General features: G+C 61.3%; 24 protein-coding genes. 12 read left to right on the forward strand and 12 right to left on the reverse strand.

Annotated features, from left to right (window positions below; all coding sequences use genetic code 11):
* The first annotated feature begins 215 nt into the window (after positions 1-215).
* The 3 genes from ACTIE1_RS11510 to ACTIE1_RS11520 are packed head-to-tail and all read left to right on the forward strand — an operon-like array spanning position 216 to position 3,202.
* Positions 216-770, forward strand: a complete 555-nt coding sequence (locus ACTIE1_RS11510) for a GbsR/MarR family transcriptional regulator (protein WP_439563386.1) — start codon at positions 216-218, stop codon at positions 768-770.
* Between the two features lie 3 nt (positions 771-773).
* The gene (locus ACTIE1_RS11515; RefSeq protein ID WP_439562942.1) at positions 774-2,186 is read left to right on the forward strand and encodes a cytochrome ubiquinol oxidase subunit I; all 1,413 of its coding nucleotides are present in this window, start codon (positions 774-776) and stop codon (positions 2,184-2,186) included.
* Positions 2,187-2,188: 2 nt separating this feature from the next.
* Positions 2,189-3,202 (forward strand): cytochrome d ubiquinol oxidase subunit II, encoded by a 1,014-nt coding sequence (locus ACTIE1_RS11520; RefSeq protein WP_439562943.1) that lies wholly within the window; start codon positions 2,189-2,191, stop codon positions 3,200-3,202.
* Positions 3,203-3,394: 192 nt separating this feature from the next.
* On the opposite strand, the gene ACTIE1_RS11525 is transcribed toward ACTIE1_RS11520, so the two are convergent.
* From ACTIE1_RS11525 to ACTIE1_RS11535, 3 genes are all read right to left on the reverse strand, one after another.
* On the reverse strand, positions 3,395-4,651 hold the full coding sequence (locus ACTIE1_RS11525) for a PqqD family protein (RefSeq protein ID WP_439562944.1): 1,257 nt from the start codon (positions 4,649-4,651) through the stop codon (positions 3,395-3,397).
* 11 nt (positions 4,652-4,662) lie between these two features.
* Entirely contained in the window at positions 4,663-4,977 is a 315-nt protein-coding gene (locus tag ACTIE1_RS11530; protein ID WP_439562945.1) for a hypothetical protein, read from the reverse strand.
* A 66-nt stretch (positions 4,978-5,043) separates the two neighbouring features.
* The gene (locus tag ACTIE1_RS11535; protein WP_439562946.1) at positions 5,044-6,420 is read right to left on the reverse strand and encodes a S8 family serine peptidase; all 1,377 of its coding nucleotides are present in this window, start codon (positions 6,418-6,420) and stop codon (positions 5,044-5,046) included.
* A 143-nt stretch (positions 6,421-6,563) separates the two neighbouring features.
* Between ACTIE1_RS11535 and ACTIE1_RS11540 the strand changes: the two genes are divergently transcribed.
* From ACTIE1_RS11540 to ACTIE1_RS11555, 4 genes are all read left to right on the forward strand, one after another.
* Positions 6,564-7,085, forward strand: a complete 522-nt coding sequence (locus tag ACTIE1_RS11540; protein ID WP_439562947.1) for an RNA polymerase sigma factor — start codon at positions 6,564-6,566, stop codon at positions 7,083-7,085.
* A complete protein-coding gene (locus tag ACTIE1_RS11545; RefSeq protein WP_439562948.1) occupies positions 7,082-7,765 on the forward strand; it encodes a hypothetical protein in 684 nt (227 codons plus the stop codon). Before ACTIE1_RS11540 ends, ACTIE1_RS11545 begins: the two co-directional genes overlap by 4 nt.
* A gap of 178 nt (positions 7,766-7,943) precedes the next feature.
* The gene (locus tag ACTIE1_RS11550) at positions 7,944-8,525 is read left to right on the forward strand and encodes a DUF4956 domain-containing protein (RefSeq protein WP_439562949.1); all 582 of its coding nucleotides are present in this window, start codon (positions 7,944-7,946) and stop codon (positions 8,523-8,525) included.
* 12 nt (positions 8,526-8,537) lie between these two features.
* A complete protein-coding gene (locus ACTIE1_RS11555) occupies positions 8,538-9,320 on the forward strand; it encodes a polyphosphate polymerase domain-containing protein (protein WP_439562950.1) in 783 nt (260 codons plus the stop codon).
* A 120-nt stretch (positions 9,321-9,440) separates the two neighbouring features.
* On the opposite strand, the gene ACTIE1_RS11560 is transcribed toward ACTIE1_RS11555, so the two are convergent.
* From ACTIE1_RS11560 to ACTIE1_RS11595, 8 genes are all read right to left on the reverse strand, one after another.
* A complete protein-coding gene (locus ACTIE1_RS11560; protein WP_439562951.1) occupies positions 9,441-10,415 on the reverse strand; it encodes a fumarylacetoacetate hydrolase family protein in 975 nt (324 codons plus the stop codon).
* A gap of 174 nt (positions 10,416-10,589) precedes the next feature.
* Positions 10,590-11,714 (reverse strand): FAD-dependent oxidoreductase, encoded by a 1,125-nt coding sequence (locus ACTIE1_RS11565; RefSeq protein WP_439562952.1) that lies wholly within the window; start codon positions 11,712-11,714, stop codon positions 10,590-10,592.
* 25 nt (positions 11,715-11,739) lie between these two features.
* A complete protein-coding gene (locus tag ACTIE1_RS11570; protein WP_439562953.1) occupies positions 11,740-12,093 on the reverse strand; it encodes a Rieske (2Fe-2S) protein in 354 nt (117 codons plus the stop codon).
* Positions 12,071-13,009 (reverse strand): VOC family protein, encoded by a 939-nt coding sequence (locus ACTIE1_RS11575; RefSeq protein WP_439562954.1) that lies wholly within the window; start codon positions 13,007-13,009, stop codon positions 12,071-12,073. The genes ACTIE1_RS11570 and ACTIE1_RS11575 overlap by 23 nt, the downstream gene beginning before the upstream one ends.
* A 16-nt stretch (positions 13,010-13,025) precedes the next feature.
* Positions 13,026-14,183 carry an alpha/beta hydrolase family protein gene (locus tag ACTIE1_RS11580; RefSeq protein ID WP_439562955.1) on the reverse strand — a complete coding sequence of 386 codons (1,158 nt, stop codon included), beginning with the start codon at positions 14,181-14,183 and terminating at the stop codon, positions 13,026-13,028.
* Positions 14,184-14,193: 10 nt separating this feature from the next.
* Positions 14,194-14,964 (reverse strand): cyclase family protein, encoded by a 771-nt coding sequence (locus ACTIE1_RS11585; protein WP_439562956.1) that lies wholly within the window; start codon positions 14,962-14,964, stop codon positions 14,194-14,196.
* 12 nt (positions 14,965-14,976) lie between these two features.
* Positions 14,977-16,944, reverse strand: coding sequence for a TRAP transporter large permease subunit (locus ACTIE1_RS11590; protein WP_439562957.1), 1,968 nt, complete (start codon positions 16,942-16,944; stop codon positions 14,977-14,979).
* Between the two features lie 99 nt (positions 16,945-17,043).
* A complete protein-coding gene (locus tag ACTIE1_RS11595; protein ID WP_439562958.1) occupies positions 17,044-18,042 on the reverse strand; it encodes a TRAP transporter substrate-binding protein in 999 nt (332 codons plus the stop codon).
* 126 nt (positions 18,043-18,168) lie between these two features.
* Between ACTIE1_RS11595 and ACTIE1_RS11600 the strand changes: the two genes are divergently transcribed.
* Together ACTIE1_RS11600 and ACTIE1_RS11605 are read left to right on the forward strand one after the other, a co-directional pair.
* Complete coding sequence (locus ACTIE1_RS11600) at positions 18,169-19,098, forward strand: LysR family transcriptional regulator (protein ID WP_439562959.1); 930 nt, start codon at positions 18,169-18,171, stop codon at positions 19,096-19,098.
* 111 nt (positions 19,099-19,209) lie between these two features.
* On the forward strand, positions 19,210-20,142 hold the full coding sequence (locus ACTIE1_RS11605; RefSeq protein ID WP_439562960.1) for a pirin family protein: 933 nt from the start codon (positions 19,210-19,212) through the stop codon (positions 20,140-20,142).
* A 50-nt stretch (positions 20,143-20,192) separates the two neighbouring features.
* Here ACTIE1_RS11605 and ACTIE1_RS11610 read toward each other — a convergent pair whose 3' ends face one another.
* On the reverse strand, positions 20,193-20,486 hold the full coding sequence (locus ACTIE1_RS11610) for an SH3 domain-containing protein (RefSeq protein WP_439562961.1): 294 nt from the start codon (positions 20,484-20,486) through the stop codon (positions 20,193-20,195).
* Between the two features lie 213 nt (positions 20,487-20,699).
* Here ACTIE1_RS11610 and ACTIE1_RS11615 point away from each other — a divergent pair, with 213 nt between their 5' ends.
* The 3 genes from ACTIE1_RS11615 to ACTIE1_RS11625 form a co-directional block, all read left to right on the forward strand.
* The gene (locus tag ACTIE1_RS11615) at positions 20,700-21,161 is read left to right on the forward strand and encodes a MarR family winged helix-turn-helix transcriptional regulator (protein WP_439562962.1); all 462 of its coding nucleotides are present in this window, start codon (positions 20,700-20,702) and stop codon (positions 21,159-21,161) included.
* Between the two features lie 9 nt (positions 21,162-21,170).
* Complete coding sequence (locus ACTIE1_RS11620) at positions 21,171-24,356, forward strand: 4Fe-4S double cluster binding domain-containing protein (protein WP_439562963.1); 3,186 nt, start codon at positions 21,171-21,173, stop codon at positions 24,354-24,356.
* Positions 24,357-24,536: 180 nt separating this feature from the next.
* Positions 24,537-25,110, forward strand: a 574-nt coding sequence (locus ACTIE1_RS11625; RefSeq protein WP_439563387.1) for a TAXI family TRAP transporter solute-binding subunit, incomplete at its 3' end; no start/stop codon positions are given.

Consider the following 25,110-nt stretch of genomic DNA (forward strand, 5'->3'; position numbering starts at 1 on the left):
CAACGCGAAGGTTGTGATCGGTCCAGTTCCGCCTCTTTTCGTGTGTTTCAATCTCATGAGAACATCACAGGCGACCGACCAAAGGCATCTTGGCATCCAGCTTCTGCGCCTCTGACAGCGGGGTGTCCGATGCCCGCGCCAGCTTGTCACATCGCAAAATAAAACATGCAGTGTATATGTTTATTTCAGAAAAAACTGAAATGAATGTAATTGCAATGCTGACAGACCTGAGACAAGAATTCATCCTTCATTTCGGCGAGATGGGATCGCGCTGGGGCATCAACCGCACTGTGGGCCAGATCTATGCCGCATTGTTTTTGTCGCAAGACCCGCTATGCGCGGATGATCTGGTGGGGATGCTGGGCGTTTCACGTTCCAATGTCTCGATGAGCCTGAAGGAGTTGCAAAGCTGGAATCTTGTGCATCTGCGCCACCTGCCCGGCGACAGGCGGGATTTCTTCACCACGCCCGACGACATGTGGCAGATCGTCCGCACATTGGTCGAGGAACGCAAGAAACGCGAGATTGACCCCACGCTGACCAAGCTGCGCCAGCTGGAGATGCGCCCCGGTTCGGCCGAGGATGCCTATGCCCAAGGCCGCATTACCGAGATGCGAGAGCTGATCGAATTGCTGACCGGCTGGTACGACCAGATGAACACGCTGGAGACAGAGCGACTGGTGGCCTTGCTGCATATGGGCGCCAAGCTGCAAAAATTTGCGCAATCCGCCCGTATCCTGCCCAGACGCGCCACAAAGACGGAGAATTGACACATGGACCTTGCAACAGATCCCTTCATGTTGTCGCGGATCCAGTTCGCGGCCAATATTACCTTCCACATCCTGTTCCCCACGATTACCATCGCATTGGGCTGGGTTCTGGTGTTCTTCAAATGGCGGTTTAGCCGCACCGGAGACAAGACATGGATGGATGCCTATTTCTTCTGGGTGAAGATCTTTGCGCTGACCTTCGCGCTGGGCGTTGTCTCGGGTATTACAATGTCGTTCCAGTTCGGAACCAACTGGTCCGGCTTCATGGAACGTGTGGGCAACATCGCAGGTCCGTTGCTTGCATATGAAATCGTGACGGCCTTTTTTCTGGAGGCAGTGTTTCTGGGCATCATGCTGTTCGGCTTTCGCCGCGTGCCGGGATGGGCGCATACCGGTGCGACAGTGCTGGTCGCGGTTGGCACGACAATGTCGGCTTTCTGGATACTGGTACTCAATAGCTGGATGCACACCCCCGCCGGTTTCGAGATGCGCGACGGCGTGGCCCATGTCACCAGTTGGTGGGAGGTGGTTTTCAATCCCTCGATGCCCTACCGTCTGGTTCATATGCTGCTGGCCTCGGGGCTGACAGTGGCATTTGTTCTGGCAGGCGTGTCGGCCATCCGCTGGCTGATCGGGGACCGTAGCGCCGAGATGCGCAAGACCTTTCGCACCGGCACGATCATGGCGGCCGTGATCATCCCGCTGCAAATCTACGCGGGCGACCTGCATGGCCTGAACACACTGGAACACCAGCCCGCCAAGGTGGCGGCAATGGAAGGCAACTGGGAAACGCGCAGTCATGTCCCGCTGTTATTGTTTGCCCTGCCGGATGAAGCCGCGCGCGAAAACCGTTTCGCGCTGGGTATCCCTTCAGGGGCCAGCATCATCCTTGAACACAGCCCAAGCGGTGTAGTGCCGGGCCTGAATGATTTCGTGGCAGAGGACGGCACAATCAACCACCCGCCAGTTGCGCCGGTGTTCTGGTCCTTCCGGATCATGGTTGGCACGGGGATGGCAATGCTGCTTCTGTCATGGGCGACGGTGTTCATGATGCGCCGCGGTCAGGGCATGGACGCGCTGCCGCGCCCTGTCATCTGGGCGTTTGTGCCTATGGCCTTTTCGGGCTGGGTTGCCACGCTGGCTGGCTGGTATACGACCGAAATCGGCCGTCAGCCGTGGCTGGTGCAAGGCGTTCTGACAACCCGCGAGGCGGTCAGCGATGTGCCACCGGCTTTGGTGCTCTCGACGCTTGTGACCTATCTGGTGATCTATGCGCTGTTGTTATTCGCATATCTGGGTGTTGTGTTGTTTCTGGCGCGGCGCGCGGCGCAGGCATCCTCAGCTGATCTGCCCGACCCCACGCCTGTCAGGCCCGCGCTTGCGGCGCATCCTTTGCACACTGTTCCGGGGGAATGAATATGCCAGCATTTCTTGGCGATGCGACAATTACGCTGCCGGTCATATTTGCCGCACTGATGGGTCTGTCGATCCTGATATATGTGGTGCTGGACGGTTTTGATCTGGGGGTGGGGCTGCTGACGCCGTTTGGTGACGCTGCGCAAAAGGACCGGATGGTGGCCTCGATCGGGCCGTTCTGGGATGCGAATGAAACCTGGCTGGTCATGGCTGTGGGGCTGTTGCTGGTGGCTTTTCCAATCGCCCATGGCGCGATCCTGACCGCGCTATACCTGCCTGTTGCCCTTATGCTGATCGGGTTGATCCTGCGCGGCGTGGCATTCGAGTTTCGCGCCAAGGTGCCCGCGCCACACAAACCGCTATGGAACAAAGTGTTTTTCGCAGGCTCGTTGCTGACGGCGCTGTCGCAGGGGTATATGCTGGGCTTCTATATCATGGGGCTGGAACATACGCTGGCTGCGCATGTATTCTCGGCACTGACAGGGCTGGCGCTGACTGCGGGCTTCGCGTTTATCGGGGCGTGCTGGCTGATCCTCAAGACTGAAGGCGCGCTGCAAGACCTTGCAATCAACTGGGCGAAACGCACCCTTTTCGGGGTTGTGCTGGGGCTTGCTGCCGTATCGCTGGCTACGCCGTTGGTAAATCCACGCATATGGGAACGCTGGTTTTCGGTGCCCGAGTTCTTTTTGCTGGCCCCGTTGCCGTTGATGTCCCTTGCGCTGATTGTCGGGCTGTGGCTGGTGCTGCGGCGTATGGCCGAGGTTCCGGACTCACTTGCATGGTTGCCATTTGCAGGGGCAAGCCTGCTGTATATTCTGGCGTTTATCGGGCTGGCCTATAGTTTCTATCCCTTCGTGGTTCCCGACCGCCTGACGATCTATGACGCCGCCGCCGCACCCGAAAGCCTGCTGATCATTCTGGTCGGTGTGCTGGTCGTGTTGCCCGTCATCGCGGGCTATTCCGCGCTGGCCTATTATATCTTCCGCGGCAAAGCGAAAGACTTGCGCTACGATTAACCGGCGCTGGTCAAGGGGCTGTCATGTGCGGGGCACGTCGAGGCGACGCGCACACGACGACCACATCTGCAAGGTCTGGACACCTGATCCAGACGGATTCACCCCAAGCCCGATCCGCCGGATGCTGCGGCTAGACACCGAACGCCACGGGGGTTGCCTGCACGACAGGGTAGCCACCAAATAACAAGGGTTTCAGCCTGCGATGGTCTTTGCGGTTTCCTCGATCAAGCCATCGTGCGAAAGCGCCTGTAGTAATGTATTCACATCACGGATCAGGTCGCACAATGTCTGGTCGGGGAAATGCTCATGCAGCGTGGTCGCAAGTTCGGTGGCGCTGCCGGGAATTTCCAGTAATACCCAGACGGCCAGCGCCAGAGCATTCATGTGCCAGATCATCTGCCTGCCGGGCTGCCACAGGAACGCGCCGTCAGCCTTCTGCTGGATCACCACCTCGGGATTGCGTGACCAGCAAATGTCCGGGGGCAGATCCGCTTGCGGATGACGGGCATGGGTCGCCTCAGGCAAGATTGGACCAATTTCGACATCTGCGGCCAGTGGCGTGGTTGTTCCAAATGCGCGGCGGATCAGCGCCACGGCGTCTTCCAGATCGGAATAGACCAGCCGCAGACAAGTGATGCCGGACAGCAGGTCTGACAGCCTGTCAAAGGCGGCCTGAGGCGTATTCAGGTCTGACATGTTCTGCGACAGCAGGAAGTGCAGGGCTTCATCGTCGGCCACGGCATGCAAACCCGCTGTGGCAGCGTCCCGCCGATCAAGGATCAGCAGCACTGACAAGGAAGCGCGCGTGCCATGCAGGGCGACTGTTGGCGCACAGAGATAGGCATACCGATTGTCACGCGGGCCGGTGTGGCGCGCGACATGGGCCTTGAACGCCGGGCTGACGGTATCGGGTAGCGGCAGGCGCAGGCGTGGCGCGATGCCCAGCCCGATGGCAATGCCGTCAGATGGCATGGGCAGAACGTCGTCGCAAAAGACCTCGACATCAGGTTCCTGTGTCATGCGGGCGGCTAAAGTGCTTTTGCCTGCACGCGAAGGGCCAGTCATGGCGATCAGCCTGTCATTGAACCGAAACGCGGCGCAATGCAGGGCCAGACTGCCGGGGCGGGATTCGAAGTAATCCTGCGCCAAATCCGCAATCACGGCACAAGTGGCCCCTGCAACGCCAAGCCCGTTCAGGGATTCCTCCAGATAGATGGAGTGCGTCGCAAAGCCAGCTTGCGTGCCACAAATGACGGCTTCCCGCGATTGCGCATCGGGGTTTGGGGCCGCGTCAACGGGCCAGCCCTTCAGCGCCTGCGCGAGCGCGATCTCGACCTCTGGGGCATCCACGAGCCGCACGGACAGGGTGACACCGCGGAACTGAAGCACGCTGGCCCGGGAACAGGGGCTGCCATGCGCAGCCCCCGGCATGTTTTGTACGGGTTTCATGGTCGGCCCGGTCAACGGCTGATCCGGGCGCGGACCCAGCGTTTGCGGTTGTTGTTCCAGCGCCAGCGTGTCGTCTGCGAAGCGCCGCGATTGCCTGAACTGCGGGGCCGCGACGGGCCAGAGCTTCTGCCGCGACCGCTTGAGGATGGGCGCGAAGGGCCAGACGAACGCCCGCCGCCTGAGTTGCCGCCACCGCCGCTTCCCGTGCTGGCACGCGCGATGTCCAGACCTGCAACTGCGGGTGCGACATAGGCCGCGCCTGCGGCGAGCCCCAGTTTCATCAGCAGATTGCGGCGCGAGATCATTTTGCTTTCATCTTCAGACATTTGAGGATTTCCTTTCCCTGAACGCGCTGTTGGTTGCGCAAAGGGGAAACGGGCGATGCGGAGTTTTTATTCCCCGCTGACCGAAAAAATCTGCGCCCCGCTGTCGCACTGTCCCGGCGCCGAGATCAGGCCATGCCCGAAGACCGGATCAAACCCGGCTTCCCCCAGATCGCGGGCGCAGGCGAATAATTGCCCGGTCACTTCCCCGATATCCAGTTCCGGCGCACGCTTGCGTTCGACCGCCAGCGCCGCGGTGACAAAAGGTGCCGCATAGGACGTGCCAGAGCGCAACCGCCCGCCGGAAATGGATGCGGCGGTCCATATATTCACACCGGGTGCGGCAAGCGCCACATAGGGGCCTTGATTGGCCTGCCGGTAAATGCGTTCGCGCGCATCGATGGCCGTAACGGCGATGACCTGCGGCCATGCCGCCGGATATGCGGGCGCAGCACCTGGCCCGCCATTGCCTGCCGCGGCAACCAGCCCGATCCCGCTTTCCGCAGCACGGTCGATCAACCGTTCCAGCACGCGGTTGGCCGGACCAGAGAAGGACATGTTGATCACATCGACGCCTTCGGACACCAACAGGCCAAGCGCGCCCGTCACTGAAAACGCATCCGCCTGTTCGGTTGCGCCGCGCTTGTGAAAAGCCTCGACCGCGATCAACGCCGCATCTGGCAACAGCCCCGGAACACGGCCTTCGACGCTGCCCACCAGCATCGCCGCAATCGCTGTGCCATGTTGGCGTCCTGCCGCGTCGCGTGTTCCCAGATCGACCTGATGGACCGTCAAACGCCGATCCTGCAGCGCCGGGTGGTCAGTGTTGATGCCAGTATCGATCATTCCCAGTCGCGGACGCATGGCGCTTGGCCAGCCCGCCCAGCCGATCATCGCATGGGCCGCACAGTCTTCGCCCTCGCAAAGAAAATCATCTGGCGTATAAAGGTGGTTCTCATCGGCAAGCGCGCTGGGCAGCAGCTCTGCCAGTTCCACGATCGCGTCTGCCAGATCACGGCCTTGCGGCAGACCGAAGCGCACCAGCACCCCCTCGGACCCGGTCAGATCGGTCTGCGCCACTGCGGTGAAACCCGCGTTCAAGGCAGGGTCAAGCGATTGGCTCAACGGAACCAACGCCACAATTTCAGGCGGCGGAGGAGGCGCGGCGCGGCGGCGCACAGGCTGGCGCACGGGCTCTTGCCGGATCACGCGGGCGGGTTCACGCCGTGTGGTTGACCTGGTCCCGCCGCCACTGTCCGACCCACTACGCGTGTCGGCGGATGGGCCGGACGGACCAGAACCGCCCCCCCCGCCACCGCTGCCACCAGAGGCCCGCGCCACGCTCAGCCCGCTCAGTGCAGGCGCTATATAGGCAAGCCCGGCCCCGAGGCCGATCTTGCGCAGCAACCTGCGTCTTGCGATATCCACGTCTGAAGGCTTCGTCATGGCACTTCCTGTAATGGTTGCGTTTGCTCTGTCACATCCTTAACGAAAGAGCGCATCAACATATTCCACAAAAAATTCATATCGGCGGGAATAAACCGACCCGCGCATCCGTTACCGTGTCGAGTATACAGAAAGAACAGTCCGTGCGTGAAGATATCCGAACAGAATTGATCCAGCTTCTGCCGCGCCTGCGCAGTTTTGCGCGCAGTCTGACGGGCGCTGCCGATCAGGCCGACGATCTGGTCCAGACCGGGATCGAGAAAGCGCTGCGCAATCTGGACAGCTACACGCCTGGCACCCGGCTTGATGCCTGGATGTTCCGCATCCTGCGCAACGCCTGGATCGACACCGTTCGCGCACGGCGCGAAACAGTGGAATTCGATGCCGAGGCCGCTGATACGTTGGCGGGCGAGGATGGTCGCACCACCTCTGAAGCGCGCCTGCACCTGAGCGAGGTTCGTCGCGCCATGGCAGGCTTGCCCGAGGAACAACGCAGCGTGCTGATGCTGGTTTGCGTGGAAGGGATGCGCTACCGCGAGGTCGCAGCAGCACTCGACATCCCCGAGGGCACGGTGATGAGCCGCCTGTCCCGTGCTCGATTGGCGCTGGCCGAAAGATTGAAAGACAAGCCCCTCGGGGCGCAGCAACAGGGGATCAGACGATGACCCGACCAGATGAAGTGAGTGACGAAATGCTGATGGCCCTTGCCGATGGCGAATTAAACGAAACTGACGCGCAGCGCCTGCATCGGCGCGTCAATGCCGACCCCGATCTGACCGCGCGCTATGCTGATTTCGTGGAAACACGCGCGCTGATGCAAGATGCCTTTCCGCCCGAACCTGTGCCCGACCGCCTGATCGCCGCAATCCTGAAAGGCGGCGCGGCGCAGGGCAAGGTCGTACCGTTTCGCAAACGGGCGCTGGCTCTGCCGGGCTGGGGCATGGCGATTGCGGCCTCGATCGTGTTGGTGGTGGGCGGGTTCTGGGCCGGGCGCGAAAGCGCGCCGCAGATGGCGGCTGTTTCCAATATCGGCGCGGTGACTGCCAGCCTGCCCACTGGTGGCGAAATGCACCTGCCCGACGGGACCAAGGCCCGCGTTCTGGCCAGCTATGACACTGATCTGGGCCTGTGCCGGATGATCGCTCAAGACAGCCTGCGTCATGTCACCTGCCGCGACAGTGCAACCGGCGACTGGGCCCTGGCGCTGAGCGTGCAGGATGCAGAGGCGGGCAGCTTCCTTCCCGCCTCGGATATTGGTGTCGGGCTGATCGACCGGCTGCTTGATGACATCGGGGCCGGCCCTGCATTGACAGGGGATGCAGAGCGCAGCGCACTGGGGCAATAACCGCCCGGCGCAACCAATCCAGGTAAACCCGGCCCGATTGGCCGGGTTTTTTCGTTCCCGCGCCACGCCGATAGGTTTTTTACAAAATCGTCACATCGGCCGGAATAAACCACGCACCCACTCCGTTTCCCTCGTGTCGATCGCAAAGATCACTTCATTCAACACAGGAAACTGACACATGCTTGACACACTCATCCAGAACGAAACGCCGCTGCGTTTCCTGATCAATATCGCGGCGATGGTCGCGCTGGTCTTTGGCCTGTATTACCGCCGCTACCGCGACAAGGAGCTGGTGACGGCGGCCTCGCTGTTCAACATCTTTGCCTTTGGTGTGCTGTCGATCCTGTCGTCGGTCGAGTTCTCGCTTGCCGCGGGCTTCGGTCTGTTCGCGATCCTGGCGCTATTCACCCTGCGTTCGGAACAGATCAGCAAGGTCGAGATCACCTATTTCTTCGGATCGGTCGCCATCGCCGTGATCTGCGCCATTCCGGGCACGGAGCTGGTCTTTACCCTTGGCGTTGTCGCGATTGTCTTGCTGGGGGCTTTTGTCTTCGACCATCCGGCGATCCTTGCGTCCAGCGATGGCGTGAAAATCACCCTCGACAAGATCGACCATGATGCCCTGTCTGACCCCAAGAAGATGCGCGCCGATCTGTCCACGCGTCTGGGCGTCGATGTGATGTCCTATCAGATCACGGCGCTCGATTACATCAACGACATGGCGCGGCTGAACGTGTTCTTCCTTAAGCCCCGCGCATAAGGACCCCCGATCATGGACCCGATCATCAAAACGGTGCTGGACGGCTTCACCCCCCTTTCGCTGGACGAGCTGAACAGCAAGGCCGCGATGCTGGAACGGCTGGACAACAAGTATATCCTGCCCGCCAGCCGCTTTCGCCCTGCACTTGAGGCATTCTCGGAGCTTTTCGATGTGCTGGAAATCGATGGCAAGCGCGCCTTCACCTATGCCACGACCTATTTCGACGACCCCGGCCTGCACGGCTATTACGACCACCACCAGGGGCGGCGCAAACGCTGCAAGGTGCGGGTGCGGGACTATGTCGATGCCGGGTTCAGCTATCTGGAGGTCAAGCTGAAGGACAAGCGGCAGGTCACTGTAAAGAAGCGCCTGAAGCTGGCCGAACCCGAAAACGGGCTGGACCAAGGCGCGCTCGACTTTGTCGAGACCTGCCACAGCGACCTGTATGCCCGGCCCTTTGCCAAGCCCCTCGCCCCCGTGATCGGCATGCAATACGAGCGCATCACGCTGGTGGCCAAGGCCGGTGGCGAGCGGATGACCATCGACACTGCGCTGCGCTTCGAGGCCGCGAATGTCACCCGCATCGTGCGCCCCGACATGTTCATCATCGAGACGAAATCGAAGCTCGGCAATGGCATCGCTGACAAGATCCTGCGCGCGATGCATATGCATCCGACCAAGCGGTGCTCGAAATACTGCATCGGCATGGCCGCCACCGGACAGGTGGCCCGCCGCAATCGCTTTCTGCCCGCCCTGCGGCGGCTGAACCTTCTGACCCCGGCGCATGGCACCTGAATCCCCCTTCAACCTTGCAACGGTAGGACCATGCCGCCGGTTGCACATGACCGACCTTGCAAGGCGGCCACGCGGCACATTCGTCCGACTGTCCGGTCGCAATTCGCGGGCGCAAGTCGTTCAGCCTTGTTGCACCTTTTGATCAATGCCCCCGAATGCAGGGCCGTCCGGCAGACGGGCTTCCATGGTCACACGGTCACCAAAACGCAGGAACTGGGTCTGAGGCGCGCCGAAATCGATTTTCTCAATGACGCGCAGTTCGGTCAGGCAGGCAGATCCCGCGCCGCGCGCCGCGTTTGACACTGTGCCAGACCCCAGGATACTGCCCGCGCGCAAGCTGCGGGTGCGCGCGGCATGTGCAATGATCTGCCCGAAATGGAAATCCATTTCACCGCCATGCGGGCTGCCAAGACGCCTGCCGTTCACGCCAACATGCAATGGCAGGCACACCCGCCCGCCTTGCCAATGTGCGCCCAGTTCATCAGGGGTAATGGCGCATGGTGCGAAACCCGTGGACGGTTTGGCCTGTATGAACCCGAAACCGCGCTTCATTTCCCATGGGCCGGGGGCGCGCAGGGACCAGTCATTGATCTGCACGATCAGCCGCACAAGTCCCAGCGCATCCTGCGCACTGGTGCCCATGGGGACGTCATCGACGACAACACCGAACTCCCCCTCGCAATCAATGTTCAGGGCCTCGTCAGGTGTGACCAATGCAGCATGCGGGCCAAGAAAATCGTCACTTGCGCCCTGATAGACCAGCGGATGTGTATCAAAATCGGGCAACGGGTCATGTCCGAAAGCCTGATCCATCAGGCGACCGTGGTTCAAGAAGGCCGACCCGTCCAGCCATTGCGGGGCACGCGGCAGGGGCGCAAGCACGTCTTTGGGTGCGAACGGCGCAAGCGCCGGTGCAGTGCCATCCTCGACCTGATGGGCGCGCGCGCGCAACAGCGGCTCCGTGCGGGTCCAGTCACGCAGCGCCGCCAGCAGGCTTGGACTGATATCCGCAGCCGGTGCCGCCCGCGTCAGATCGCGGGAAACAACCAGCAACGTGCCGTCTTCGGTGCCGTCAGGAAGGGTTGCAAACTTCATCACAATGTCCTTTTTGCCATTGTCGCAATGCGGTGCACTGGCCTTGTCAGTGGTCGGATCGACCTTCGGCCTAGAACATGTCGCGTTCATTCGTGTTCACGCGACATGTTCTGACTTATTGGTTTTGCATGTTCGAGAAGCTCAAAACCGGTTCCCACTTTTGCGCAACATGCTCTAGATCGGTTGTGCCAAGGCGCCCAATGTCTGGCCCATGATCTGGCGGTGCTCGTCCTGTGTGCCGTGGCCTTGCTCGATCTCGGCCAGACGGCCGGAATTCTCGACAACCATGCGGGCACGTTCCCAGCGGCGCGATTGGAAGGCATCAAGCGCTGCGGGCAGGGTGTCATGCGCTGCCAGTTCATCCGCCAGAACGATTGCGTCCTCCATGCCGATCATGGCACCGGCGGCCATATGCGGGGTTGTCGCGTGAACGGCGTCACCGATCATCACGATACGCCCCTTGTACCACGGGCGCGGCAGCAAAAGCTGCTCCAACGGTCGATACACAATCTGGCTGTCCGCACCCAGTTCTGCGGCGATGGCCTGCACTGTGGGCGCGGTAAAATTCGCCAGCAGCGCCTTCAGGCTTTCGACATGGGTTTCTGGCGGGACATAGGTATTTTCGGGCCGGTTCTCGGTCAGGAAAATGTAGCTTTCATCATCTGACACAGGCGTGATGCCAAGTTTCAGACCCGGCCCCATCCACATGGCAACGCTTGGCAAATGCGCAGGGCGCGTAACAACCGCGCGCCAGACCGCCTGACCGACATAGCGGGGCGCGGGGGCATCGGGAAACACGGCTGCGCGGGTTGCCGAATACAGCCCGTCCGCACCGATCACCAGATCATACCTGCCCGAACTGCCATCGCGAAAGGTGACATCAACACCATCCGCGCCGTCTGCCAGCGCATCGAACGTCTGCCCAAGGCGGATATTCACGGCAGTTTTGCGCACCCGATCCGCCAGCAAGCGTGCCAGCACCGGGCGCATGATCCCGCCACTGCCGGGCGCGCCTTCCATCAACGAGGGGGTGGGGATATGCGCGAACACCTGATCAGCAGGCCCGCGCACTTCAATACCGTCAATCATTGCCCCGCATTCACGGTATCCGTCCAGAATGCCAAGCCGGTCAAACACGCGGAATATGCCGCCATTCAGGCTGATCCCCGCGCCATAGCTTCGCCAGTCTGCGTCAATTTCCAACAGATCAACGGAATGCCCTTGTTCTGACAGCATGATTGCTGCGGACATTCCCGAAAAGCCGCCGCCAACAACCAGAATTCGTAAGGGGGTGTTCATTGCTTATTCCTTAATATCTTTCAGGTCAGGGTATGTGTACCATGCCCGCATCATCGATGCTTAGCGGCACTTTTGTCAGCTTCTTTCCAAGGCATGGACCTTTGACGCAATGTCCGGTTTCAATGTCGAACCATGCACCATGCGCGTGGCATGCGATGTGGGATCGCGCGCCGTTAAGATAGGCATCGCGCTTCCATGCCATGGGTGTTCCGCCTGCGTAATGCGGGCACAGGTCGCGCCAGCCAAAGACCTGATTGCCGCGTCGCACCACAATGACCTTGCAGCGCAGGCCCGCCACATCGAAACCGCGTGCGCCGCCATCGGGCAGGTCATCCAGATGCACCAGAACCACCGCTTCAGTCTTTCTTCGGTCCGCCACTCGGCGCCCATTTCTTGCGCCATTGCAGCAAAAACGCCTGCGAGGCCTCTGGCCCCATGGGCGCTTCACGCGGGGCCCAGTCATCGTCATGGATGTCCATATCGGCGTCGAATTCCACGTTACAGCCAAGCGGGCTTTTGAAATACCAAAACCAGTTCGACCCGAATTTATGCCGCCCCGGCCCCCAGAACGACTCGAACCCTTGTTCCATCATCCGGCTGCCTGCGACCATCAGTTCGGTCGGCCCGCCCATATGAAAGGCCAGATGTTCGCAGCCCTGCATATAGGGCGGTGTGCGAATGAAAAAATGCGTGTGGTGGTCGGGATTGGCCTGCGGGCGCAGGAAGGGACCTGCGCCGGTCAGCGCGTCAGTGATCCGGAACCCCAGCCGGTCGCGGTAGAATGCCACTGCATCGTCAATATCGGGCACGAACAACACGATATGCGACAGCGTGCGGGGTTTGGCGGGCATGTTTGCGGACACCCCAATTTCATTGGGCTTGCGGCCATAGTCGCCGGGGGCGTTCACCTTCTCGGCGGGCATATCCAATGCTATGCGGGTGGTCACGCGGAACGACAGCTCGAACCCCTGATCGTCGTGGCACCGCAAGCTGCCATCCGCCAGCCGCAGAACCTGCCGGTCACGGCCCAGTTCTTTGGCCACGGCCTCCAGTGCGGCGTCATCCACGACGCCCAGCACCTGCAGGCGCAGCATGTTGCCGGTTTTCAACGCGGGCGGCAGCGACGGGTCGTCGCGGCGGCGGATTTCAAGGCCGGTGCCGTCCAGCGCCATGAAATACCCACCATTTTCGGGGCTGTAGTCCTGTGGTTCAAGCCCGTAGGCCGTCAGAAACTCATGGCAGGCGGGCACGTCGTCCACGCCAAAGACCAGAAGGTCGGGTCCGATGATCTGCATGGTATCTTCCTTGTGTTCAGGCGGTCCGGCCGCCAAGCGTTTCGGCGGCGAAATCGCAAATACAATCCAGCACAGGGCCGGAATTATCGACGCTGGAATGCATGACACCGCCAGTGCGTTCGTCAAAGATCACCAGCTCGCGGTGCGGGCTGTTGACCAGTTGATCGTAGGTGCGATGTGCCCATTTCAGCGGGATCTGGGTGTCATGCTTGCCATGTGTCACCAGATAGGGCACGCGAATGCGGTCCAGCACGCCATCAAGGTGCATGTGTTCGGCACGCGCCATGAAATCATCGATATCCTTCGCGCCGAACACCCATGCGGCATGCGCCCAGTAATGCGGGACGGGGAAATCGCCTTCGCGTTCCAGACGGCGCTTTTGCACATCACGCCAGTCATGGTTTGCGCCCCAGCTGATGCCACAGGCAAAGCGCGGTTCAAACGCCACGGCGCGCGGGGCGTAATACCCGCCCAGTGACACCCCTTCAATGCCGATACGGGCCGCGTCCACATCCGCGCGCGCGGCCAGCCAGTTATAGACGGGGGTGGCCCAATGCTCGGAATCATGGCGCGCGGTCAGGTCTTGCAGGCGCAGCGCCTCGCCGGTGCCGGGCTGATCCAGCACCAGTGACGCGATCCCGCGTTTGGCCAGCAGTCCGGGCAATTGCGCCATGTAGCGCATTTCCTTGGTGCTGTCGAAACCGTTGACCTGTATCAAAACCGGCTGCGGCCCTTGGACCCCCTCGGCGGGCACAAAAATGCCTGACAGGTGCTTGCCCTGATAAGGAATTTCCACACGATATGCACCGCTACGCCCCAAGGACAGCGCCTGATAGAAGCTTGCCAGATGGTGGCGATACAACGCCAGCCGCCCGTCCGAGCCGTGCGCCTGCATCCGTTCGGCAATAATCAGGTAATTGGCCGCGCGCATCAATTTGGTGCTGGCCGACAGCGTGCGCCCGCGCGCCAGATCATCCTGCGCCAGCCCTTCCAGCCGCTGGGCCATCTTCTCCCAGCTTTCGCGGAAGGCGCGGGTTCCATCTGCATCAGGGGCCTTGGCGGCTTCGGTTAGGGGGGCGCACATTTCGGCGATTTCACCCATCCGGCCGCCCATTTCGATGGCCAGATTGACCGACAGGTCCCAGACATAATTGGTTGGAAAGTATCTGAACATTTGCGTCCTTTCAGTCATTCAGAATTGCCACCGCCCGGCACCAGCCCGCACTTGCACGGGCGACCTTGACGGGGAAGCAGGCCACGGTGAAACCGTGGGCGGGAAGTTGATCCAGATTGGTCAGTTTCTCGATATGGCAGTAACCGATTTCAGCGCCGGCCTTGTGCCCTTCCCAGAACAGGCTGGCATCACCGGTGGCGCGGATGCGCTGCAATGTGGCACCAAAAGGCGCGTCCCATGACCAGCCGTCAATGCCCGCGACACGCACGCCGCGGCGGGTCAGATACAGCGTTGCCTCGCGGCCCATGCCGCAGCCGCGCGCCAGAAAATCGGGCTGGCCATAGGCGGCACCGGCGGATGTGTTGACCAGCACAATGTCAAACGGTTGCAGGCTGTGGCCAATGCGGTCCAGCTCGCTCTCAACCTCGGCGGCGGTGACCACATGGCCGTCAGGCAGATGCCGGAAATCCAGCTTCACACCGGGACGAAAGCACCAGTCCAGCGGCACTTCGTCAATGGTGATGGCGCGTTTGCCACCGTCCATTGTCGGGTGATAGTGCCATGGCGCGTCCAGATGGGTGCCGTTATGGGTTGTGATGCGGCACCGCTCGGATGCGGCACCCTTGCCGTCGGGAAACTGCGCGCGGTCCAGGCCCGTCATGGCCTCGAACTCGGCCGCGCCGGTGTCATGGTCATGATAGTCGATTTCGGGCAGCAGACCCGGCGGGTCGGACGCAATGCCGGTTTCCAGCGGCACGGACAGGTCGATAATCTTGGGCATGTTATATACCTTCTACATTTGTGACGGCAGCCACAGCACCAGCGCCGGAAACAGCACCAGCACCGCAAGGCGCAGGAAATCGGACAGAACGAAGGGCAGCGCCCCTTTGAACACTGTGGCCAGCGGCACATTCGGCTGGACCGAACGGATGACGAAAAGATTGACGCCAAAAGGCGGCGTGATCAGGCCGGTTTCAACCACCACCAGCATGATGATCCCCCACCAGATCAGGTCATAGCCCATACCAAGGATCAACGGCGTGACGATGGGCACAGTAATGATCATGATGGCGAAACTGTCCATCACCGAGCCAAGCAGCAGATACATGACCAGCAGGATCGCAATGACCAGCAGCGGCGTCACATCCAGTGCGCCAACCATCCGCGTCAGCGTCTCGGGCAGCTGGCTGGCACCCACAAAGAAGGAAAACACCATAGCCCCGAAGATCAGCATATAGATCATGGCGGTGATCGCAGTGGTTTCGCCCATGACAGACAGGATTTCGCGCCGCTTCAGCTTGCCGCGCATAAACGCCATGACAAACGCCCCGATCGCGCCCACTGCGGCCGATTCCGTGGCGGTAAAGACGCCCGCATACAGCCCCCCGATGACCGTGCCGAACAAGGCAGTCACCGGACCGGCCTTGGCAAATGCTGCGCGCAATTCGCCCGGTGGGCCGGGTTCGGGCACGGGCGCTGCGGCGGGGTTCATGCGCACGACCAGTGCGATTGTGCCCATATAAAGGGCTGCCGCCATCAGGCCCGGGATAACCGCTGCAACAAACAACTGGCCGATGCTGGCCTCGGTCAGCAGTGCAAACAGGATAATCGGCGCAGAAGGCGGGATCAGCGCGCCCAACGTGCCCCCCGCCGCAACCGTCCCCGAGGCCAGCGCGGGGGAATACCCCGCCGCGCGCATCTGCGGCAGTGAAATCCGTCCGAATGTGGCAACTGTGGCCAGCGATGACCCCGTCACCGCACCAAAGCCCGCGCACCCCCCGACCGTGGCCAGTGCCAGACCACCACGATAGCGCCCCAGTGCCGCGCGCGCCAGACGATACACATCATCCGACAGGCCCGCGACCATGGCAAAACTGCCCATCAGCAAGAACAGCGGCAGCGCGGCAACCTGCGGATTGGTCAGAAACCCCACCGTTTCCGATGACAGCACCGACCATGCCGGACGCCAGCTTAGAAACAGCGCGGTTCCCACCAGCCCCATCAACCCCATCACCGCAGAAACCGGAAACAGCAGCAGAAGCGCCGCCCAAAGCAATGCAAACCCCACCCCGACAGATGCAAGCGGGGCAGTGGTGACCACGCGCGACATGCCGCGAAAATCCCCCCAGCCCCACCACACAAGCCACGCCATCGCCGCTGCGGTGACCAGCATAAGCCCCCAGACCAGCGGATGCGTGCGCGCACTTCCGGCGGGGCCACCATCGGCATCACTGGCAGGCAGGCGCAGCGTCAGACGGCGCAGGTCCAGCGCGCAGATCACCACCTGCACAGCCACTGTGGCCCAAAGCAGGACGCCCACGGCGCGCACAAACTGGCCCACCGGCCAACCCAGAATGGTTGTGGTCCGCCCCCCTGAAATCAGCCGTCCCGAATAGGCGTAAACCTCGCGCGCAAGCAGGGCCAGAAACAGCAACAGCAGCATGGACCCCAGAAGGTCCATCACCCGCCGCACCCGCGGCCCCATCATGCCGCCCAGCAGATCAATACGCAGATGCACCCGTTGCGCGGTGGCCGCAGGCAATGTGGCGGCAATGGCCACGGCAAACAGCATGCCGGTTATTTCGTTCATTGCGGCCAGACCACCCAGACCCGACCAGCGCAGCAAGACGGCAACCACCGTGACACCGGCCACGGCAAGCATGCCCAGAACCCCCGCAAATGCCAGCGGGCGGGTAATGCGGTGCAACACGACATCAATCACCGGCTTGCGCGGCAACGTATCTGTTTTCGGGTGTGACATGGGCGATCCTCGCTGCTCCGCAGGGTAGGGCTGGCCACCCTGCGGAATTGGCTTCGGAATTGGCGAACTGGGCGCAACAGGGGTTTGGGACGCGGGGCGTCAGTCTGCGGCCGCTTCTTCCAGCAATAGCGTAAAGCGTTCCAGCAGGGCCGCGCCGCCTTCGGTGCGTTCCAGCCAGCTTTCGGTCACAGGGGCCAGCCATGTTTCCCATTGCGCCGATTGCTGCGCGTCAGGTGCTACAATTTCATGCCCGTCCATGTTTGAAACGCGCGCACGGATACCGTCATTCTGCGCATCGAAGAACTGGCCCAGAAGTCGGCTTTGCGCTTCGCCGGAATGACGCATGATCACATCGCGGGCCTCTGGCGGCAGATCGTCCCAGATGTCACGGTTCATGAACACCATGCCGATGGCGGTGCCGATTGGTGCCTCGATATGGTAGTTGGTGACCTCCTCCATGCGAAAGGGCGGGAATGCGGTCCAGGGCACGAAGCGGCCATCGGCAGTGCCACGCTGGATAGCCTCATAGGCGTCAGCGGGGTTGATGGATTGCGGCAACCCGCCCAGCGCCTGAATAACCTGCGAATTGGTCTGCGATCCGGCAATCACGCGCGCACCTGCCAGATCGTCCAGCGATGCCAGCGGCGACGACAAATGCACGCCCGATTGCGGGAACGCTGTCAGGAACAGGGGAACAATGTCATGGTATTCCGCGTCCAGATGCCCTTCTTCATAGAGCCGCCAGAACGCAACAGACGCCGTTTCGGCATCATCACTCAGAAATGGCAATTCTGCCATGCCGGTCAACGGAAAGCGCCCGCCAATCGTGGTCATGATGCCCCAGGTGATGGGCACCACACCGTCCTTGACGCGGTCATAGAAATTGGCCGGATTTGCCATCGTGAAACCGTGGCGAACGTCAATCTCGACAATACCCGCGCCATCGTCATTAATGCGCGCGGCCCAATCGTTAAAAATAACTGTCGAAATCGGCCCCTCGGACGGGCTGGCCGTGGCGAAAATCAGGTGCTCCTGCGCGGCGACAGGGCTACAAAGCATAGCGAACGCAACAGCGAATGCAGGGAAATGACGGGACATGGGTTCCTCCTCCAGAGCGCCGCAACCGGCGCCCGAAAAGAGGTAGCAAAACTATTTATATTTTAAAAATCGAAACTTTGGATGTAGTATATCGGAAATTTCGATACTTTATGGCAGGAAAACAATATGCGCTTCAATGGCTTCGATCTGAACATGCTTGTCGCACTGGACCATCTGCTGACCGAACGCAGTGTGTCGCGCGCCGCAGAGAAGCTGTTGCGCAATCAATCCACAATCAGCGGTGTGCTGGCGCGGTTGCGGGAACATTTCAACGATGACCTTCTGGTGCAGGTCGGGCGGGAAATGGTGCCGACTGCGCGCGGTCTGGAACTTGCCGCAGCGGCCCGTGACCTGCTGCTGCAAATCGATGCCCGTATCATGACAGCGCCGGATTTCGACCCCGCGTCGTCGGAACGGACCATCCGCATATTTGCATCCGACTACCTTATGATTGCGGGGCTGGCCAATGCGATGCGCATGATCAATCGTGCCGCACCGGGCGTCAGATTCGAGGTTCTGCAACCGTCACAATTACAGGGGCGACAAAATGCACCTGATCTTTTGCTGGAGAACGGCGAGATTGACCTGCTGGCCATGCCACAGGCTTATGTTTCACACCTGCACCCCCACGCGCCCTTGTTCGCCGAAACCTTTTGCTGCCTGATCTGTCGGGACAACCCCCTGATCGATACGCATGTAACGCTGGATGAATTTCTGAAAATGCGCCATGTGACCGTCAGCTTCGGCCCGAATTCAGCCCCAAGTTATGAGGAGTGGTTTACACGCGAATTCGGGGCCAAATCCCGCAAGATTGATATTGTTGCGGGGTCGTTTTCAACGATGCCCTTTCTGATTGCGGGAACCACACGCATTGCCCTGGCGCATCGGCGTCTGGCCGAAGCCTATACGCGCATCATGCCGCTGCGCATTATCGAAGCGCCTGTCCAGATTCCGCCCCTGACCGAAGTGATCCAATGGCACCATTATGGCGCAACAGACCGCGCCTTGATCTGGGTTCGTGACCAGATTGTCAGCTATTTCGAATCAGGCCGGTAATGAAATCGCGCCCTGCCCCAAGCAAATGCCGTGTTCGTGCCGGGCGAACAGGCTTTGCTTGCCCGATCGCCCGACGCACCATAGGTTAATTCGCAAACAGGAGGATGCACCATGAGCTGGAACCCCACGCTTGATCCCGGTTGCCCCGATGATGTCGGCATTGACGCCATTGAAACGCTGATTGTGCCACGGGCGCGCGACATTGGCGGGTTCGAAGTGCGCCGCGCCCTGCCTGCACCAAAGCGACAAATGGTCGGGCCGTTCATATTTTTCGATCAGGCCGGCCCTGCGGAATTCCTGACCGGCAAGGGGATTGATGTGCGCCCGCATCCGCATATCGGGCTGGGAACCGTAACATACCTGTATCAGGGTGAATTCCATCATCTGGACAGCACAGGCGCCGATCAGGTCATCCGCCCCGGCGCGCTGAACTGGATGATGGCGGGCAAGGGGGTCACCCATTCGGAACGCACGCCGCAAGTAACGCGACAAGGCCCGTCCAGCCTGTTTGGCATTCAGACATGGATTGCCCTGCCAGAGGACCGCGAGGATGACGCGCCGTTTTTCGAGCATCATGGCGCGGATAGATTGCCCGAAATCCTTGATACCGGCATCAAGGCCCGATTGATCCTTGGCACGGCATACGGCGCAAAAGCGCCAGCAACGATGTATTCCGACACATTCTATCTGGATGTTATGCTAGAGGCTGGCGCGCGTTTTCCGCTGCCGGACGACCATGAGGACCGTGGCCTGTACATCACGTCAGGCAGTGTCGAGATCGCGGGCGAGGTGTTCGAGGCGGGGCGCATGATGGTGTTCCGCCCCGGTGACAGGATTACCGTGCGCGCGGGCGAACAGGGCGCGCGGCTGATGGCACTGGGCGGCGCCACGCTGAACGGTCCGCGCCATATCTGGTGGAATTTCGTCGCATCATCACGAGAGAGGATTGAGGCCGCAAAAGCAGACTGGCGCGCGGCCAGATGGGGGCAAGGGCTGTTCGATCTGCCGCCACAGGACCGCAGCGAGTATATTCCGCTGCCATAACCCGCAACTGCGCGCCCTGCGGCTCAGCGTGCCACGCCTGCGCTGTGCAATCAGCGGCTGGAAAGGTAATCAGCCGAGACATAGCCCGATATGTTTGGCGCGCGCTCCAGCGACACGCGGCACCAGCGCTGGCCAACCTCTGTCACGCAACCGCGCTGGACAAGGGCAGTGCCATCAGGCAGGCCAAGGATGACATTGAAACCCAGCCCCGGACCCGCGCGAAGTTTCAGCAACTCTGCCCCCGCCCCCTGAACAACGGCGCGGGTCGAAGGGCTGCCCGGTCCGCCTGCACATCCGGCAACAAGCAAGGCCGCCAAAACTGCGGGCGCGATGATACGGTGCATGATGTGGACCCCCTTGTTTGCCGCGACCCCATGCCGGTGGCCGGTATTCGGGATGTGCCGCAAAATTCACGGATTGGCAAGAACCGGCACCTGTTACAGCCCCGACAACACCGCAACGCATCATTCAATGGCGCCCCTGATCATGCACATAACTGATTAGCACTGCAAATTACATAATTGACATCGCTAACCATTCTATCAAACCATGTCCCCATGGATGACCCGTCTGATACCTATCTGCTGCATCAACGTCTGGGCTGGCGCGTGTCGCGGTTGGCGCGGATCATGCAATCCCGGCTGGAGGACGTTCTGGCCCGCGACAACCTGACCCGCCTGATGTGGGTGGTGCTGTGCGGTCTGGGCGAAGACGGAATCGAAACCCCGTCCGAAATGGCCGCGTATATCGGCATTACACGCGCATCCACATCGCGCTTGCTGACCACGATGCAGGCGCGCGGACTGGTCCGGCGCACGGGTCCCGCAGGCCCCGACGGGCGGCAGGTCACACTGGCCCTGACCGAGGCCGGAGAGGAGATTCTGGCCCGAAATCGTCCCGCCGCCAATGAAGTGGCTGCACATTTCAATGCCAAACTCAGCCCTGAACAATCACGCATCCTGATGCAATCGCTGGCCATTCTGGCACAGGGCGAAGGCAAAAACCTGACCCGACTATAAGGAACCCGCATGGGCAAACTGTTTTCTTACCGCGACCGTCCCGTGCATCTTGGCCCCTTCCCGCTGGAAACCCTTGCACGCTGCGCCACTGTGCCAGAAACACCCGATCTGGTGCCCTGTCAGCCCCTGTCCTTTGACGACCCGGACCCCTTGTCGCTGTCGCATGCCATGGGCCGTTTCATGGCCATGTTTGACACGGTGCGCGACGGCGCTGTCGGACATGGCACCGCCGATATTCCCGCCGATCCGGTTGCGCGCGCGCAGCACCTGAAGGCGGCGGGCTATTATTACGATGCGGCCATGATGGGCGTGGCAAGGATTTCACCCGACGACTGGCTGCAAACCCCGTTTCGCAACCCCGACATTAACGGCATCCGCGCGGAACTGGAACAGGGCCAGCCCAAGACATTTGCCGCCGGTATTGACGCAATCTATGCCGATATTCTGGACTCCGCCCGTGCGGCCCCCGGCCCTGTGCCGCACCACACCCATGCGCTGGTCATTCTGGTTGATTATGCCCGCGACCCCGACCCTGATGAAGCGGGCTGTGACTGGACGCATGGAACCCAGCCGCAGCGGGCTGCATTGCTGGCGGCGAATACTGCCATTCTGCTGTCAAGCTACCTGCGGATGCTGGGGTATGAGGCGCGGGCGCATACGGCCTCAACCTCTGATATCGACCTGCCGCGTCTGGCGGTGTCCTCGGGGCTGGCATCCGTGCAGGGCGGGCAGGCCGTGAACCCGTTTGTGGGCACGCGCTATGGTCTGGCAGTCGTCAGCACCACGCTTGACATCGCCTGCGACTTGCCGCTGAAAGGCGGGGATTGGGCGCGCGCCCGTTCGAAGCGCACGGGCCATGAACCCCGCCGCAAACCCTTGATGACGGGTCGCCCCTACCGCCATGGTCCGCATCAGGTCGAACGGCTGAAACGCGTCGACACGCCCACAACATTCATTGACGAACCGCGCGTGCCACGGTTTCCCAAACGGGCAGATTTCTTTGCCCGCGCCCTGTTTGGCGATATGGGCCAACAGGTTCAGGACGCGACCAAGGGCGGCATGTATGTGCTGAAATCGCCCATCGGGGCCTGTGCGCGCCGCGCACTGGGCGCATTGTTATTGTTGCAATTCGGCGAGGCGCGCGGGCCGGTCCACCCGTCCGCCAGCGACCCGGCACGCAACAGTGACAACCTGAAAGGGGCCGCACATTTTCTGTCGGTCGATATTGCAGGCACCACCCGCGTGCCCGACTGGGCGTGGTATTCGCATGACGCGGGCGGCAACCCCATCACGCCACGCCACCCCAATGCCATTGCCATGCTGCTGGATCAGGGCCACGAGACGATGGAAGGCGCCAGTGGGGATGACTGGATTTCGGTTGCCCAATCGATGCGCGCCTATTTGCGGTTCTCGCTGCAAGGGGGCGTTATCGCCGAACAGGTGCGCCGTCTGGGCTATTCGGCACGCGTCCACACGGTGCTGGACGGCGAGGTGCTGCAACCGCCGCTTTTGTTGCTTGCCGGTCTGGGCGAGGTCAGCCGCATAGGCGAAGTCATCCTGAACCCGTTTCTGGGTCCGCGCCTGAAATCGGGGGCGGTCACCACTGATATGCCCATGACCCACGACAAGCCGATTGATTTCGGCCTGCAACGCTTCTGCGCCTCTTGTAATAAATGCGCGCGGGAATGCCCCAGCGGTGCCATCACTGCGGGGCCGAAACTGATGTATAACGGCTACGAGATCTGGAAATCCGACGCTGAAAAATGTGCGCGCTACCGCCTGACCAATTCTGCCGGCGGCATGTGCGGGCGCTGCATGAAAACCTGCCCGTGGAACCTTGAGGGGCTGCTGGTCGAGGAACCTTTCCGCCGCCTTGCCATTGCCCTGCCTGCCGCTGCACCGGTCATCACCGCACTGGATGACAGGCTGGGGCGGGGGTCCATCAATCCTGTCAAGAAATGGTGGTGGGATATTGAACTTGATCCTGCACAGGGCCGCTATGTCGCGGCAAGGGCTGCAAATACCCGCGGACTGAACCGTGACCTGAAGCTGAAAGCCGAGGATCAGACGCTGGCAGTCTACCCCGCCGATGTCATGCCGCCGCCCTTGCCGGTGATCCACCCGCTGAACCGCGAGGACGGCATTGCCCGCTACCGCGCCTTGCTCACCCCTGACGAATACCGCAACCGCCTTGCACGCGGGCAGACAGACGGGCTTGCCCCCGGCCCCGTTCCCCTGTCCGGCCCCCCGCCAGTGTTTCCTGTGGTACTGTCGCGGCGCGATGATCTGTCAGATGATGTGGTGCGCTATGAATTCACCCGCCCCGACGGTGCCGACCTGCCGCCCTTCGAGGCGGGCGGGCATATCGATGTGGTCATCGCACCGGAATACCAACGGCAATATTCGTTGGCAGGTGATCCCGCCGACAGGTCGCGCTATGTGCTGGGCGTTCAGCGCGAAGCAGCGGGGCGCGGCGGATCAATCCTGATGAACCGCGTCTTTCAGCCCGGCCGACGGGTGTTTGTATCGCCGCCGCGCAACCATTTTCCACTGGACGAGGGCGCACAATTCTCGCTGTTGCTGGGGGGCGGTATCGGCATCACGCCAATGCTGACCATGGCCCACCGCCTGCACGCCCTTGGCCGCGACTTCGCACTGCATTATTCCGTGCGCGGCGCGGCATGCTTCTGGCCGGAAATTTCCGCAGCGCCCTGGGCTGCACGCGCGCATCTGCATAACAGCGCCGCTGGCAACCGCGCCGACCTGAGTGCCTTGATCCCCGACTGGCAGAACGATATGCGGCTATATACCTGTGGCGGCATAGCCTATATGGACGCCGTTTTTGATGCCGCCCGCGCCAAAGGTTGGCCCGACACAGCAATGTCGCGCGAATATTTCGCTGTGCCGGAAGCTGCGCCACATGTGAACCACCCCTTTACCCTGCGCCTGTCATCAGGCCGGATGGTCGCGGTTTCCGCGGAACAAAGCGCGACGGACGCCTTGGCCGCCGCAGGTATCAATGTGCCGATGAAATGCAAGGACGGCATTTGCGGGGTATGTGCCGCAACCCACAACGCCGATACCCCGATCGAGCATCGCGACTATGTCCTCTCGGCCAGCGAACGCGCGACACGCATTGTGCTGTGCTGCTCGCGCCCGGCGACCGACGGCGCTGTGCTGACGATTGACCTGTAGCGGGCGGGCCAGCGGCACCTGTGGCAGATTCCTGCGTCGGGCGTGGCGATCTGCTGCCATGAAAATTGCGCCGCGCCCCGCAAAATCCTGTTCCGGTCAGGCAGTATCCTTTATCCAGATCCCACCCCGAGAGGAGTGGCGGGATATCACGGCACATTGCCGGAAACTGGAGGAGAGGACATGAAAATTCTATGCAAAACCGGCCTTAGGGCCTTGTCAGTACCCATGGCAGTCGCTGCACTCAGCATCGGGTCCATTGCGCATGCGCAGGAATTGTCGATAGCGACTGGGGGGACTGGTGGTGTATATTTTCCTTATGGGGGTGGACTTGCGGAAGTGATCAACCGCCATGTTGAGGGGGCCTCGGCGAGTGCGGAGGTGACGGGCGCGTCGGTCGAGAATGTTGCGCTGGTGTCGCGGTTTGACTCCGATCTGGCGTTGGCACTGGCCGATACTGTGTATCAGGCCTTTCACGGCGAAGGGGCCTTTGAGGGGCGTCAGGTGGATGAATTGCGCGCGATTGCGTCGATTTACCCCAATGCGGTGCAGATTGTGACGCTGGCGGGTAGCGGGATCACCAGCCTTGAGGATCTGCGCGGCAAGCGCGTGTCGGTCGGTGCGCCGGGATCGGGCACGGAAGTCAGCGCGCAGACATTGCTTGCGGCCAATGGCATCACCTATGACGACATCAGCGAACAGCGCCTGAATTTCAATGAAACCGCCGATGCGCTGCGCGATGGCGATATTGACGCGG

It is taken from the genome of Roseinatronobacter sp. (assembly GCF_051859525.1).
Taxonomy (GTDB): domain Bacteria; phylum Pseudomonadota; class Alphaproteobacteria; order Rhodobacterales; family Rhodobacteraceae; genus Roseinatronobacter.